Annotated in this window: 12 protein-coding genes; 11 read left to right on the top strand and 1 reads right to left on the bottom strand. The window is 55.2% G+C overall.

The features are described 5' to 3' along the window. Positions 1–133: 133 nt before the first annotated feature. The 3 genes from ACDI13_RS02715 (at position 134) to ACDI13_RS02705 (ending at position 4,595) form a co-directional block, all read left to right on the top strand. Positions 134–1,450 carry an MFS transporter gene (locus ACDI13_RS02715; RefSeq protein WP_372372666.1) on the top strand — a complete coding sequence of 439 codons (1,317 nt, stop codon included), beginning with the start codon at positions 134–136 and terminating at the stop codon, positions 1,448–1,450. A gap of 98 nt (positions 1,451–1,548) precedes the next feature. After that, complete coding sequence (acs, locus tag ACDI13_RS02710; protein WP_316988484.1) at positions 1,549–3,534, top strand: acetate--CoA ligase; 1,986 nt, start codon at positions 1,549–1,551, stop codon at positions 3,532–3,534. A gap of 164 nt (positions 3,535–3,698) precedes the next feature. Then, complete coding sequence (locus tag ACDI13_RS02705) at positions 3,699–4,595, top strand: EamA family transporter (RefSeq protein WP_316988483.1); 897 nt, start codon at positions 3,699–3,701, stop codon at positions 4,593–4,595. Positions 4,596–4,773: 178 nt separating this feature from the next. On the opposite strand, the gene ACDI13_RS02700 is transcribed toward ACDI13_RS02705, so the two are convergent. Next, complete coding sequence (locus ACDI13_RS02700) at positions 4,774–6,420, bottom strand: electron transfer flavoprotein-ubiquinone oxidoreductase (protein WP_316988482.1); 1,647 nt, start codon at positions 6,418–6,420, stop codon at positions 4,774–4,776. A gap of 175 nt (positions 6,421–6,595) precedes the next feature. On the opposite strand from ACDI13_RS02700, the gene ACDI13_RS02695 reads away from it, so the two are divergent. The 8 genes from ACDI13_RS02695 (at position 6,596) to ACDI13_RS02660 (ending at position 13,879) form a co-directional block, all read left to right on the top strand. Beyond that, positions 6,596–7,018 (top strand): thioesterase family protein, encoded by a 423-nt coding sequence (locus ACDI13_RS02695; RefSeq protein WP_045930219.1) that lies wholly within the window; start codon positions 6,596–6,598, stop codon positions 7,016–7,018. Between the two features lie 122 nt (positions 7,019–7,140). After that, positions 7,141–7,839 carry a CoA transferase subunit A gene (locus tag ACDI13_RS02690; protein WP_316988481.1) on the top strand — a complete coding sequence of 233 codons (699 nt, stop codon included), beginning with the start codon at positions 7,141–7,143 and terminating at the stop codon, positions 7,837–7,839. Between the two features lie 19 nt (positions 7,840–7,858). Further along, a complete protein-coding gene (locus ACDI13_RS02685; RefSeq protein WP_009456529.1) occupies positions 7,859–8,512 on the top strand; it encodes a CoA transferase subunit B in 654 nt (217 codons plus the stop codon). Positions 8,513–8,605: 93 nt separating this feature from the next. Next, on the top strand, positions 8,606–10,384 hold the full coding sequence (locus ACDI13_RS02680) for an aminopeptidase P family protein (RefSeq protein WP_316988480.1): 1,779 nt from the start codon (positions 8,606–8,608) through the stop codon (positions 10,382–10,384). A gap of 148 nt (positions 10,385–10,532) precedes the next feature. Beyond that, a complete protein-coding gene (locus tag ACDI13_RS02675) occupies positions 10,533–12,179 on the top strand; it encodes a CTP synthase (RefSeq protein WP_316988479.1) in 1,647 nt (548 codons plus the stop codon). A gap of 88 nt (positions 12,180–12,267) precedes the next feature. Continuing rightward, complete coding sequence (locus tag ACDI13_RS02670; RefSeq protein ID WP_316988478.1) at positions 12,268–12,648, top strand: VOC family protein; 381 nt, start codon at positions 12,268–12,270, stop codon at positions 12,646–12,648. Between the two features lie 76 nt (positions 12,649–12,724). Beyond that, positions 12,725–13,576: a 3-deoxy-8-phosphooctulonate synthase gene (gene kdsA, locus ACDI13_RS02665; RefSeq protein ID WP_316988477.1), complete on the top strand. Its 852-nt coding sequence runs from the start codon at positions 12,725–12,727 to the stop codon at positions 13,574–13,576. Between the two features lie 18 nt (positions 13,577–13,594). Further along, on the top strand, positions 13,595–13,879 hold the full coding sequence (locus tag ACDI13_RS02660) for a DUF1330 domain-containing protein (RefSeq protein WP_316988476.1): 285 nt from the start codon (positions 13,595–13,597) through the stop codon (positions 13,877–13,879). Positions 13,880–13,890: the final 11 nt, after the last annotated feature.

Raw genomic sequence — 13,890 nt, 5'->3', positions numbered from 1 at the left:
CGATTGAATCATACAGTTGCAATGTGGGGCGGACAGCGGTTTTCAAGCCCTGTTCATGGGTCCAGTGTTCTTTTGGCCAGCTTGGTGAAAATTAGCCGAAATAGAGCGAAGTTTTATTGTTTATAGGGATTGAATGATGCGATTTATGGGACAAGCCCTGGGGAAAGCCTTAAATGAAGGAGTGCGGCTGCGTGAGTTGTGGGCTTGGGCTATGTACGATTTTGCAAACTCTGGCTACACCACCGTGATTTTGACCAGTGTTTACAGTGCGTACTTTGTAGGTGTTATCGCTGAAGGCCGCAGTTGGGCGACCTTGGCCTGGACCCTGGCCTTGTCCGCTTCATATTTAAGCATCATGTTGACTATGCCTGGGCTTGGGGCAAAAGCCGATGCCCGTCAAGGCAAAAGACGACTTTTGTTCAGCAGCACCATAGGTTGTGTGCTGGCAACCGTGATGCTGTATTGGGCCGGTCCCAATGACATTGTCTGGGCACTGGTTTTCATTGCCTTATCCAATTATTGCTACTGCATAGGCGAGTCCATCATCGGCGCTTTCTTGCCGGAAATTGCCCGACCTGACGCCTTGGGACGAGTCTCTGGTTGGGGCTGGGGTTTTGGCTATTTTGGTGGCATGCTGGCCTTGGGGCTGTCTCTCGGTTTCTTGACTTGGGCAACGTCGCAGGGCTGGACGGCTCAGGAGTATGTACCGGGCATTGCTCTGATTACGGCTACCTTGTTTGCTCTGTCAGCCCTGCCTTCCTTTCTGTTTCTGCGTGAGCGCAGTGCGCCTAGCGGCGCGGAGCAGCAAGGCATGCTGTCGCGTTTGATCGCATCGGCGCGCGATGTGCATCAGCATTTTCCTGATTTCCGTACCTTGTTATTGTGCGGTGCTGCCTATCAGGCCGGGATTGCCGTCATTATTACTTTGTCCGCGGTGTATGCCACTGAGGCCATGGGCTTTACGATGGCACAAACCATGGCCTTGATTTTTACCGTCAATATCGCGGCAGCGGTGGGGGCGTTACTGTTTGGTCATGTGCAGGATCGAATCGGCCATCGGCGTGCGTTGTCATTAACGCTGTGCGCTTGGCTGGTCATGGTTGGGATAGCGGTCAGTACGCGTTCCCTGGCCGGGTTTTGGGCCGCAGCAGCCGTCGCCGGGCTGTGTATAGGAAGCAGTCAAAGTGCGGGTCGGGCCATGGTTGGTTTGCTGGCACCCAAGAGCCGTCTGGCCGAATTTTTCGCCTTGTGGACCTTTGCCATTCAACTGGCCGCTGTATGCGGTCCCTTGTCCTATGGTCTGGTGACTTGGCTCAGTGGCGGGAACCACCGTTTGGCTCTGGCGTGTACGGGATTATTCTTTCTGGCGGGCCTGTTGATCTTGTCGCGTTTGAATTTTCAGCGAGGCATTTTGGCCAAGAATCAAGCCGATCTCAGTTGTCAGGATTGAGTAAGTAAGGCACGTTACGTTTATATAAAATTAAGCTGGACTGCCCTTGTGTGCAGCCCATAAAAAACACCAAATCTGGAAAATAAAGGAGCCAAACTATGAGCGGTCCTACGTCTATTGAATCCGTCCTGTCGGAAAGTCGGGTGTTTCCCGTGTTCCCGGACCTGGAACGCGATGCTCGCATCGCTGGCATGGCGGCCTACCAGGAGCTTTGCCAGAAGGCTGAGCAGGATTATCCCGGCTATTGGGCGGACTTGGCCCGTGATCGTTTGGTCTGGACCAAGCCTTTCACCCAGGTTCTGGACGACAGCAAGCCTCCGTTTTACAAGTGGTTCCATGATGGCGAGCTGAACGTCTCGGCCAACTGTCTGGACAAGCATCTGGGCACGCCCACCGAAAACAAAACTGCGCTGATCTTTGAAGCGGACGGTGGCGAAGTCACCAAAGTGACTTTCCGCGAACTGTATGAACAGGTTTGCCAATTTGCCAATGGTTTGAAGGCGCTGGGTTACAAGACGGGCGAATGTGCCTTGATCTACATGCCTATGTCGGTACAAGCCATTGTGGCCATGCAGGCATGCGCTCGTTTGGGTATTACCCATTCCGTCGTATTTGGTGGTTTCTCGGCCAAGAGCCTGCACGAGCGTGCCGTGGACGTGGGCGCCTCTCTGGTCATTACTGCTGACGAACAGCGTCGCGGTGGCCGTGCCATCCCCCTGAAAAATGCCGTTGATGAAGCCCTGAGCGGCGGCGACTGCGACGCTGTGCGTCACGTCATTGTGTACAAGCGCACAGGCGGTCCCGTTGCTTGGCACGAAGGTCGTGACCTGGGGTGGGAAGATGTCGTCAAAGGTCAAGGCAGCGATTGTCCGGCTGTGTCCGTGAATGCCGAGCACCCTTTGTTTGTGCTGTACACCTCCGGCTCTACAGGCAAGCCTAAAGGCGTTCAGCATTCCTCGGCGGGTTATCTGCTGGGTGCCATGCTGAGCGTGCAGTGGACCTTCGATGCCAAAGACAGCGACGTGTTCTGGTGTACTGCCGACATTGGTTGGGTAACAGGACACACCTTTATTACCTATGGCCCTCTGGCCGCGGGTGTGACGCAAGTTGTGTTTGAAGGCGTGCCTACTTACCCGGATGCCGGCCGTTTCTGGAACATGATTGAGCGCCACGGCGTGACGGTGTTCTACACCGCCCCGACTGCCATTCGTTCTCTGACCAAGGCCGCCGAAGCGGACGAGGCCATCCATCCCAAACAATACAATCTGGATACCCTGCGCATCATCGGTTCGGTGGGTGAGCCCATCAACCCTGAAGCCTGGATGTGGTACTTCAAGAATGTGGGCCGCGAGCGTTGCCCCATTGTGGATACCTGGTGGCAGACGGAAACGGGCGGTCACGTCATTACTCCCTTGCCCGGTGCCACTCCACTGAAACCTGGTTCCTGCGGTCTGCCATTCCCCGGCATGGACGTGGCGATTGTGGACGAAGTCGGTGAGGAGGCTGAACGCGGCAATGGTGGCTTTCTGGTCATTCGCAAGCCTTGGCCCAATATGATCCGTACCATCTGGGGTGATCCGGACCGTTTCGTGAAAAGCTATTTCCCCCCCGAGCTGAAAGGCTATTACCTGGCCGGCGACGGCGCACAGCGTGATACCGACGGCTACTTCTGGGTCATGGGTCGTATTGACGACGTGTTGAATGTCTCGGGCCACCGTTTGGGCACGATGGAAGTGGAGTCGGCGCTGGTGGCACACCCACTGGTGGCTGAAGCTGCTGTTGTGGGCAAGCCTGACCCAACGACGGGCGAAGCCATTGTGGCCTTTGTGGTGCTCAATGGCGATCTGCCCTCGGGCGAAGAAGCCGACAAGGTCGCCGCTGAGCTGCGCAACTGGGTAGGCAAAGAAATTGGTCCTATCGCCAAACCTCGTGAGATCCGCTTCGGCGAGAACCTGCCCAAGACACGTTCGGGCAAGATCATGCGTCGTTTGTTGCGCTTTGTTGCCAATAACGAACCGATCACCCAAGACGTCTCCACGCTGGAAAATCCAGCCATTCTGGATCAACTGTCCGAAGCACACTAAATTTTTGAGTAGTTCCTGTTTGACCCTGGTTGCTTTTCAGAGCCAGGGTTTTTTTATTGCTCCTGATTATTTTGTCTTTGAGAACCTGCTTGGTATGGAAGTAGCCTAGCATTGAGTCTGTGGTCAACATATCGGTCCATGAATTCAATAAAAAGGGGAAAGGTTTGAGCGGGGAACAGCAGGCAGACAGGGGCGCTTTGGCACTGATGGGCTTGGTGGTGCTGACCTGGGGCATGAGCTGGGTCGTGATGAAGGCGATGACTATCTACATCGGGCCGGTTGATCTGATTGCAGCACGCTATGCGGTAGCATTTGTTTTTTTATGGTTGGTGTTGCGTCTTAAAGGCGGGCATTTACGGCCTACGCCATGGAAGCTGAGTCTGGGCGTTGCTCTTTTCCAGACCACTGGATTTCAGTTGCTTAGCCAGTTTTCCTTACAAGCAGGCGGGGCAGGCAAAATGGTGGCTCTGGCCTATACCATGCCAATCTGGATTTTGTTGCTGTCCTGGCCCATGTTGGGGCAACGTCCCCAAAAGCGCCATGTCATGGGTATGGTGCCTGCAATTTTGGGCTTGATGCTCCTGATCGCACCCTGGAAGGGAGTGGGCGGCATACTGGGTTCCGTTCTGGCGACCTTGAGTGGCGTGAGCTGGGCCTTGGGGGCGGTTTTCTCCAAACAGCTATTTGAGCGCCATCGAGTCGAGCTGCTCAATGCCACGGTCTGGCAGTGCCTTCTGGGGATTGCGATTGTTCTGCCCTTGAGTTTCCTGATTCCCCAGCGCCCTATTGTGATGGAATGGCAGATGTTCAGTGGCGTACTGTACTTGGGCGTCATTGCAACAGGGGTGGGTTGGCTGCTGTGGATGGCGGTAGTCAGTCGCGTCAGCGCGACCTTGGCTGGAATGTCCAGCCTGGGTGTGCCTGCGCTGACTGTCTTGCTGGCCTGGTTGCTGCTGAACGAATGGCCCACTCAACTGGAATTGATGGGGACAGGCCTGATTCTATTGGGGCTGTTCGTAGTGAATTGGCCCAGCCGATCCCGCAAGACACAAAGAACCTAAAAAAGTTACCCATTGTGAACGGGCCCCAAAAGTTGGATAGTAGTCTGACCTTTTTGGGGAAGGGCTGGTCTTTGGGTTGAGTTTCTGACCGTCCAATTGATGGGGCGGTTTATCGGGATGGTTTTCCCCAGGATAAACAATTCTGACCTTGGCGATAGCACCAAGGCCAGAATTATTGTTACATGCCGTTGTACACTGGACCTTCGCCCCCTTGCGGGGGCACCCAGACGATATTCTGGGTGGGGTCTTTAATGTCACAGGTTTTGCAGTGTACGCAGTTCTGTGCGTTGATCTGCAATTTGTCGTCGCCGGTTTCGGTCTTGATGAACTCGTACACGCCAGCCGGACAGAAGCGGGCTTCGGGACCACCGTAGCGAGCCAGGTTCACGGCCACAGGCACGGACGGGTCTTTCAGCGTCAGATGGACAGGTTCGTCTTCTTCGTGGTTGGTGTTTGAAATAAACACGGAACTGAGACGGTCGAAGGTGATTTTGCCATCAGGTTTGGGATAGTCGATACGGGCGCATTCGGCTGCCGGCTGCAAACAGGCGTGATCAGGCTTGTTGTTACGCAGCGTCCAAGGCATTTTGCCTTTGAGCAGACCTTGCTCCACAAAGGTCATGACGGACGCAATTGATCGACCTTTCTTGAACCACTGCTTGAAATTACGGGCCTTGTTCAGTTCCTCATGCAGCCAGGATTGTTTGAACTTTTCGGCGTATTGCGACAGTTCGTCTTGTTTGCGCCCGGCTTGCAAAGCTTCAAAAGCGGCTTCTGCAGCCAGGGAACCGGATTTGATCGCGGCATGGCTACCCTTGATGCGTGAGGCATTCAGGAAACCAGCATCACAACCGACCAGAGCGCCGCCGGGGAAGCTGAGCTTGGGCAGCGCCAGCAAACCACCCGCCGTCAGGGAGCGGGCCCCGTAAGCAATACGCTTGCCGCCTTCAAAAGTGGCGCGCAGGGCAGGGTGGGTTTTGTAACGCTGGAACTCCTCAAAGGGAGACAGCCAAGGGTTGGCATAATCCAGACCCACCACCATCCCAACCATGACCAGGTTGTTATCCAGGTGGTACAGGAAGGAGCCGCCATAGGTGTCCGAATCCAGAGGCCAACCAGCGGTGTGGATCACCAGACCGGGCTGGGACTGGGAAGGATCTACTTCCCACAGTTCTTTAATGCCGATGCCGTAGCTTTGTGCATTGCGGGATTCGTCCAGCTTGAATCGTTCGGTCAGCTCACGGCCCAGGTGGCCACGCGAGCCTTCGGCAAAAATCGTGTAGGACGCCAACAATTCCATGCCAGGCTGGTAGTGGGAGGTGTGGGTGCCGTCACGGGCTACGCCCATATCGCCGGTTAACACGCCACGGACCGCGCCATTGTCGTCGTACAGAATGTGGGCAGCAGCAAAGCCGGGGAAAATATCCACGCCCAGGGCCTCGGCCTGCTCCCCCATCCATTGCACGACATTGCCCAGGCGGACAATGTAATTGCCATGGTTTTTGAAGCAGTCGGGCAGCAGCCACATGGGGGTGCTGCGGGCGCCTTTTTCGGTCAGGAACAGGAATTTGTCTTCGGTCACTTCGACCGAGATGGGGGCGCCTTGCGCCTTCCAGTCCGGTAGCAGTTCGTCCAGGGCGCGCGTATCCATGACGGCACCGGACAGGATATGGGCCCCCACTTCAGCGCCTTTTTCCAGGATACAGACGCTGATTTCTTGTTCTTTTTCTTGGGCGAGCTGTTTCAGACGTATCGCGGTGGCCAGACCAGCAGGGCCAGCGCCAACGATAATAACGTCATATTCCATCGATTCACGTTCAGACATTGCTGCTGATCTCCTATTACGGCTTAGCGCTTTGTTCTTGATTGTTGGCGGGTGAAATTCGTGTACTGTGTGTACGGTCGATTGTATTGTAGTCTGAGCAATCCCGTTTTGAGTTCAGAGGCGGTGTTTGGTGGCCTCTGGGTTCATCAGTAACCATCAGTAAGGAGAGCATGTAATGACTCAAGTCGTAGATTCTGGTGCAGGAGCCACTTTTGATATTGCCGTGCGTTGGGGCGATCTGGATGCCATGAATCATGTTAACAATACGGTCTACTTTCGCTACATCGAGGAAGCCCGTGTCCAGTTAATGATGAAGCTGGGCATGGTGCCACCTTCTCCACGTACCGGGGTGCTGGCGCACGCCAGCCTGGATTTCCTGCGTTCGGTCCTGTATCCGGCCACTGTGCGGATTGTGCACAAATTGCTGAAAGTCGGTGGCAGCAGCATTGAGTTGGAAGTCCTTGTAGGTGACGCAAATCAAGCCGATGTCATTTATGCTCGTGGCCGCTGTGTGCTAGTGTCCATTAACCCCCAAGGCGGTTCACAGCCTTGGACCGAAGATGAGCGTAAACAGATACACTCGGTTTTTCAGGGTTAAGCTTTACGTATACGGAAAGCATAGTCAAGTCGTAAAATGCCTGATAGCGCCTGATGGTGCATAGCGGCATTATTGGACAAAGTTTGCTGTTTAGGCCAATTAAAGAGTTATTGGAGAGTCAATTGAATAAAGTCTATCCAAGCGCCAAGGAGGCGTTGCAGGGGGTCGTTGCTGATGGACAGACAGTCGCGGTAGGTGGGTTCGGCTTGTGCGGAATTCCCGAGGCGCTGATTGCTGCACTGCGCGATAGCGAAGTCAAAAACCTGACCTGCATTAGCAATAATGCCGGGGTGGATGGCTTTGGTCTGGGCCAGTTGCTGGAAACACGCCAGATCCGCAAGATGATTTCCTCCTACGTGGGTGAAAACAAGGAGTTCGAGCGCCAGTATCTGGCCGGCGAGCTGGAGCTGGAGTTCACTCCCCAAGGCACACTGGCTGAAAAGTTGCGTGCCGGTGGCGCAGGCATTCCTGCTTTCTTTACCGCAACCGGTGTGGGCACCATTGTGGCTGACGGCAAGGAAATCCGCGAGTTCAACGGTCAGCAATACGTGATGGAAGAGGCCCTGGTGCCCGATGTGTCGCTGGTCAAAGCCTACAAGGCCGACCGCAGCGGTAACCTGGTGTTTCGCAAGACGGCACGTAACTTCAACCCGAACGTGGCTATGGCGGGGAAAATTACCCTTGTCGAGGTCGAGGAAATTGTCGAGACCGGCAGCCTGGACCCGGACGATGTGCATTTGCCTGGCATTTACGTGCACCGTATCGTGCTCAATGCCCAGCCCGAAAAGCGCATTGAACAGCGTACCGTTCGTTCTTCCTGATTAGCGAGGCAAGATAATAATGGCTTGGAATAGAGATCAAATGGCGGCACGTGCCGCCCTGGAGCTTCAGGACGGCTTTTACGTCAACCTGGGTATTGGTTTGCCTACGCTGGTTGCCAACCACGTGCCCGAGGGCATTGAAGTCTGGCTGCAATCGGAAAACGGTTTGCTGGGCATTGGCCCCTTTCCGACCGAAGACAAGATTGATGCGGACCTGATCAACGCGGGCAAGCAAACCATCACGACCTTGCCCGGCTCATCCATTTTTTCCTCGGCAGACTCGTTTGCCATGATTCGTGGCGGCAAGATCAATATCGCGATTCTGGGTGCCATGCAGGTGTCGGAAAAGGGTGATCTGGCCAACTGGATGATCCCCGGCAAGATGATCAAGGGCATGGGCGGCGCCATGGACCTGGTCGCTGGCGTTGGCCGCGTCGTGGTTCTGATGGAACACGTGGCCACCAAGAAAGACGGCACGGAAGACCTGAAAATTCTGCCTTCTTGCACCTTGCCCCTGACGGGCGTGGGTGTGGTCGATCTCATCATTACCGATCTGGGGGTGATGGAAGTGACGGAAAATGGTTTAAAGTTGCTTGAGTTGGCACCAGAAGTCAGCCTTGAGTACATTCAGTCCAAGACAGGCGTCCCGCTGGACGTCAGTGCGTTGGCCTGATCGGTTTCTCTGGCTTAAAAAGCTTCGGCGCGAGTCGGAGCTTTTTTTATGCTTGATCGGTGCGTGAACGCTGTTTATGTAAAGGAAGTTGGCATGGCCCATCCCCCCGTTGCCGCACGCTTGCAGGCGCTGCGCGAACAAATGCAATTTCAGTCCGTGCAGGCAAGCATCTGGCCTACATCCGACCCGCATCTGTCTGAATATCTGCCTGATCGCTGGAAGAGCCGTCAGTGGCTCAGCGGATTTGTCGGGTCGGCCGGACTGTTGGTGGTGACGGCTGATTGGGCCGGTTTGTGGACCGATAGTCGTTATTGGGAACAGGCCGCCAAGGAGCTGGAAGGCAGCGGTATTCAATTGCAACGTGCGGGCGAGGCCGGGGTGCCGGAGCCGGCCAACTGGCTGGCCGAGCATCTGCCGGTTCAATCGCGGGTGGCATTGGATAGCCAGTCGGTGTCGGCACAAAGTCTGCTGGCCTGGCAAAAAGCCACGCCGGAGCTGGAGTGGGTTCTGGAAGCCGACTTGCTAAGCCCGATTTGGACGGATCGGCCTGCTGCGCCTGTTGGCCAGGTGGTGGAGCATCTGCCTCCTTTTGCCTGCCGTACTCGTCAGGAAAACTTGAGCAGCACCCGAGCCGCCATGCAGGAGCAGGGCGCCCATTGGCATTTGCTCAGTGCGCTGGATGATATTGCCTGGACCCTGAATCTGCGTGGCAGTGATGTGTCCTATAACCCGGTGTTCCTGTCGTACTTGCTGATTGGCCCGGATCAGGCGTTCCTGTTTGTGGATAGCAACAAGCTGTCGGCAGGCATACAGGACACGCTGGCTGTGGATGGTGTGCAAGTACAAGGCTATACCGAGCTGTCCTCCTTCATGCGCGCCTTGCCAGCATCCATGCCCATCTTGCTGGATATGGCACGAACCACGGCCTGGGCCGCTCAATTGGCGGCGCATTTGAAGGTGGTCGAATATATCAACCCAGCTCAATTGCTTAAGTCTTGCAAGACCGATGCCGAGTTGGATCATGTGCGTGAAACCATGGAAAAAGACGGCGCTGCCTTGTGCGAGTTCTTCGCCTGGTTTGAACAGCAAAGCGATATCAATGAGCTGGATGTGGATGAACGTATCTGCGCCGCCCGTGCTCGTCAGGAAGGTTTTGTCAGTCCTAGCTTTGGCACGATTGCCGCCTATAACGCCAATGGTGCCATGCCGCACTATCAGGCTACCCAGCAGTCCCACGCCCGTATTGCTGGCAATGGTTTGCTGCTGATCGATTCGGGCGGGCAGTATCAGGGTGGGACCACGGACATTACCCGTGTCGTGCCGGTAGGTCAGGTGTCTGCCGAGCAGATGCGTGATTTTACGCTGGTTCTGAAAGGCATGGTGTCCTTGTCCATGCTGGTGTTTCCCGAAGGCATTGCCGGTCAACAAATTGATGTACTGGCCCGTCAGCCTTTGTGGGAGCAGGGCCTGGACTTTGGTCATGGCACTGGCCATGGCGTGGGTTACTTCATGAATGTGCATGAAGGCCCGCAATCCATTTCCTGGCGTGGTCGTATCGGACCTCATTCGGCCATGCGTGCCGGCATGATTACGTCCAACGAGCCTGGCTTGTATCGTCCCGGTCAGTGGGGCATTCGTATTGAGAATCTGGTGGCGGCGGTACCGGCCATGCACAGCGAGTACGGGCAGTTTCTGCGTTTTGAAACCTTGACCTTGTGCCCCATTGATACACGTTGTATAGATGCCGCACTACTGACGGCTGCCGAGCGCCAGTGGCTCAATGAATATCATCAGCAGGTGCGCGAACGTCTCTTGCCGCGTGTTCAGGGGGATGCACGCAAGTGGCTTGAGCAAAGGACGCAGGCGATCTGATCGCCACCGTCTGCTCTTGTCAATAGTTGCAAGGACAAGTGGTATTTCCGCTGTGAAATGCCACTTGTCGGGTCGCCAAGCATGGACGCTTGCCGTTATAATCCAAATTTCCCGCTATCGCCTGATTTGACCTCAGGCGCCTTTTATAATGACCACCAAATATGTATTCGTAACGGGAGGCGTTGTGTCCTCCCTGGGCAAAGGTATTGCGGCTGCATCCCTGGCTGCCATCCTGGAGTCCCGCGGTCTGCGCGTGACCATGCTCAAGCTGGATCCCTACATCAACGTAGATCCGGGCACCATGAGCCCCTTCCAGCACGGTGAAGTGTTTGTTACTGAGGATGGTGCGGAAACCGACCTGGACCTGGGCCACTACGAGCGTTTTATCTCCGCTCGCATGCGCAAGGTCAACAACTTCACCACGGGCCAGATTTACGAATCCGTGCTGCGCAAAGAGCGTCGCGGGGACTATCTGGGCAAGACCGTGCAGGTTATCCCGCACATCACCAACGAAATCCAGGACTTCATCATTCGTGGTGCCAAGGCTGCCTACAATGGCGAGGCCGATGTTGCCATTGTCGAGATTGGCGGCACCGTGGGTGACATCGAATCCCAGCCTTTCCTGGAAGCCGCCCGCCAGATGAATCTGCGCCTGGGCCGCAACAATACCGCTTTTGTTCACCTGACACTGGTGCCGTTCATTGCATCGGCTGGCGAACTCAAGACCAAACCGACTCAGCACTCGGTGCAAAAGCTGCGTGAAATTGGTATTCACCCCCATGCTTTGCTGTGCCGTGCCGATCGCGTCATTCCTGATGACGAGCTGGCCAAGATTTCGCTGTTCTCCAACGTGCCTATGGACGCCGTGATTTCGGTGTGGGACGCGGATTCCATCTACAAGATTCCATCCATGCTGCACAAGCAAGGTCTGGACAGCCTGGTGTGCGATGCCTTGGCCTTGTCGCCTCCACCAGCCGATCTTTCCATGTGGGATCGTTTGGTTCAGGCACAGGAAAATCCAGAGCACGAAGTACGTATTGGTATGGTTGGCAAGTACGTAGACTTGACCGAATCCTACAAGTCGCTCAGCGAAGCCTTGGTTCATGCCGGTATCCATACCCGTACTCGTATCAATATCGAGTACCTGGATTCCGAAGTGATCGAGAACGAGGGGACGGATTGCCTGAAAGGTCTGGATGCCATTCTGGTGCCAGGCGGTTTTGGCAAACGTGGTACCGAAGGTAAGATTCGCACCATTCAGTATGCTCGTGAAAACGGCGTGCCATTCCTGGGTATTTGCTTGGGCATGCAATTGGCCGTGGTCGAGTTTGCCCGCAATGTGGGTAATCTGGTGGGCGCGAACTCCACCGAGTTTGATCCATCGGCTGTGCACCCCGTCGTGGCCCTGATTACCGAATGGGCGGATCGCGAAGGCAAGATCGAGCACCGTGATGGCACCTCCGATCTGGGCGGCACCATGCGCAAGGGCGCACAGCGTTGCCCCGTGAAACCTGGTTCGCGTGCTGAAGCCATTTATGGTCCAGAAGTGAACGAGCGTCACCGCCACCGTTTCGAGGTCAACACCTTGTACGTGCCGCGTCTGGAAGAAGTGGGCATGGTGATTTCCGCTCGTACTCCTACCGAGAGCCTGCCAGAGATCATGGAACTGCCAAATCACCCCTGGTTCATGGGCGTGCAATTCCACCCGGAATTCACTTCCACGCCGCGTGATGGCCATCCGCTGTTTACCAGCTATATCAAAGCTGCTCTGGATCACCAGAAAAAATCGGCTTGATAATTTGGTATGACTGAAAAGGCCCGCGCGATGCGGGCTTTTTCATTCGGGGTGACAAAGTGTGTTGCCCGCTTTCCTGGGAGTAATCATGATCGAACAATTGGATCATTGGGTGCTGACCTGTACGGACCCGCAAGCCACCATCCATTTTTATACCCAAGTTCTGGGTATGAGGCAGGAGGTTTTTGGACAGGAACGCATTGCTTTCAGCTTTGGCTCACAAAAGATCAATTTGCATGTGCGCGGGCAGGAGTTCGAGCCCAAGGCGCATTTACCAGTGCCGGGGGCGCTGGACCTGTGTTTTATCGCCAGCATTCCTCTGGAGCAGGTGATCGAGCATCTACAGTCACACGCTTGGCCCATTATTGAAGGGCCTGTACAGCGTACGGGTGCTACTGGCCCGATTCGCTCTATCTATGTGCGCGACCCGGACTTGAACCTGATCGAAATCGCCGAACGATTGGGCTGACAGTGATGCTGCACGACGGTGCAGCATCACTGTCAGGAATGTGGGAGAATGCAGCAATACTGAAACGAGGTCTATTATGGATTTATGCGGTTACGACGTTGGCTTGGATCGGCCCTTTTTTCTGATCGCTGGCCCTTGTGTGATTGAATCGCGTCAAATGGCGTTTGATACAGCAGGTCAGCTTGCCGAAATTACCTCGGCTCTGGGTATCCCCTTTATCTACAAAAGCTCGTTTGACAAGGCCAACCGGAGTTCGGGCAAGTCTTATCGTGGACCTGGCATGGCGGAAGGTCTGCAGATTCTGGCGGATGTGCGCTCGCACTACAAAGTGCCAGTCTTGACCGATGTACACGATAAAGACCAGGTTGATGATGTGGCGGCCGTCGTGGATGTGTTGCAAACACCGGCTTTCCTGTGCCGCCAGACCGATTTTATTCAAGCCTGTGCCGCTACCCTGAAACCCGTGAATATCAAGAAGGGTCAGTTCCTGGCCCCTCAGGATATGGTGCAGGTGGTGGCAAAAGCACGTGCCGCGGCAATGGAAATGGGCGGTGATGGCTCCACCATCATGGTCTGTGAACGTGGCGCTTCCTTTGGCTACAACAATCTCGTGTCCGATATGCGCTCTTTGGCGATCATGCGCGCCACGGACTGCCCGGTTGTCTTTGATGCCACACACTCGGTTCAATTGCCGGGCGGGCAGGGAACCTCTTCGGGCGGACAACGTGAATTTGTGCCCGTGCTGGCGCGTGCTGCGGTTGCAGCAGGGGTGGCTGGCGTGTTTATGGAAACACACCCCAATCCGGACAAGGCCTTGTCTGATGGCCCCAATGCCGTCCCCTTGTCGCAGATGACAGATTTGCTGCGGACACTGCAACAGATCGATTCGATTGTTAAAAACAGCGGTGCCTTGCAGCACGGCTATTAAAAGTAGTTTGGAGACAGTATGCCCGCATATTTGATTGCTAATGTCGAAGTAAGCAACCCGGAGCAGTACAAGCAGTACCAGGAGTTTTCCAGCATCGCCATGAAAACTCACAACGTGAAAGTGTTGGTGCGTGGCGGTGAAACAGTCGCTTTAGAAGGCAATGCGCCTTTGCGTACCGTGGTTATGGAGTTTGACACGCTGGAGCAGGCCCAGGCTTTCCACGATTCCGAGGAATACCGTCGTGCCCGTAAAGCACGTGAAGGCGCGGCTAATATGACCATGTACGTGGTGCAAGGTCTGTAAAAACAGGCTAT

It is taken from the genome of Alcaligenes faecalis, from assembly GCF_041521385.1.
In the GTDB taxonomy this organism is placed as follows: domain Bacteria; phylum Pseudomonadota; class Gammaproteobacteria; order Burkholderiales; family Burkholderiaceae_B; genus Alcaligenes; species Alcaligenes faecalis_E.
This window is presented reverse-complemented; position numbering and strand designations above follow the sequence as displayed.

Bases quoted from the DNA above. Each gene is read 5' to 3' on its own strand.
- ACDI13_RS02715 (WP_372372666.1), top strand. From the start codon at position 134: ATGATGCGATTTATGGGACAAGCCCTGGGGAAAGCCTTAAATGAAGGA.
- acs (WP_316988484.1), top strand. From the start codon at position 1,549: ATGAGCGGTCCTACGTCTATTGAATCCGTCCTGTCGGAAAGTCGGGTG.
- ACDI13_RS02700 (WP_316988482.1), bottom strand. From the start codon at position 6,420: ATGTCTGAACGTGAATCGATGGAATATGACGTTATTATCGTTGGCGCT.
- ACDI13_RS02695 (WP_045930219.1), top strand. From the start codon at position 6,596: ATGACTCAAGTCGTAGATTCTGGTGCAGGAGCCACTTTTGATATTGCC.
- ACDI13_RS02685 (WP_009456529.1), top strand. From the start codon at position 7,859: ATGGCTTGGAATAGAGATCAAATGGCGGCACGTGCCGCCCTGGAGCTT.
- ACDI13_RS02680 (WP_316988480.1), top strand. From the start codon at position 8,606: ATGGCCCATCCCCCCGTTGCCGCACGCTTGCAGGCGCTGCGCGAACAA.
- ACDI13_RS02675 (WP_316988479.1), top strand. From the start codon at position 10,533: ATGACCACCAAATATGTATTCGTAACGGGAGGCGTTGTGTCCTCCCTG.
- ACDI13_RS02670 (WP_316988478.1), top strand. From the start codon at position 12,268: ATGATCGAACAATTGGATCATTGGGTGCTGACCTGTACGGACCCGCAA.
- kdsA (WP_316988477.1), top strand. From the start codon at position 12,725: ATGGATTTATGCGGTTACGACGTTGGCTTGGATCGGCCCTTTTTTCTG.
- ACDI13_RS02660 (WP_316988476.1), top strand. From the start codon at position 13,595: ATGCCCGCATATTTGATTGCTAATGTCGAAGTAAGCAACCCGGAGCAG.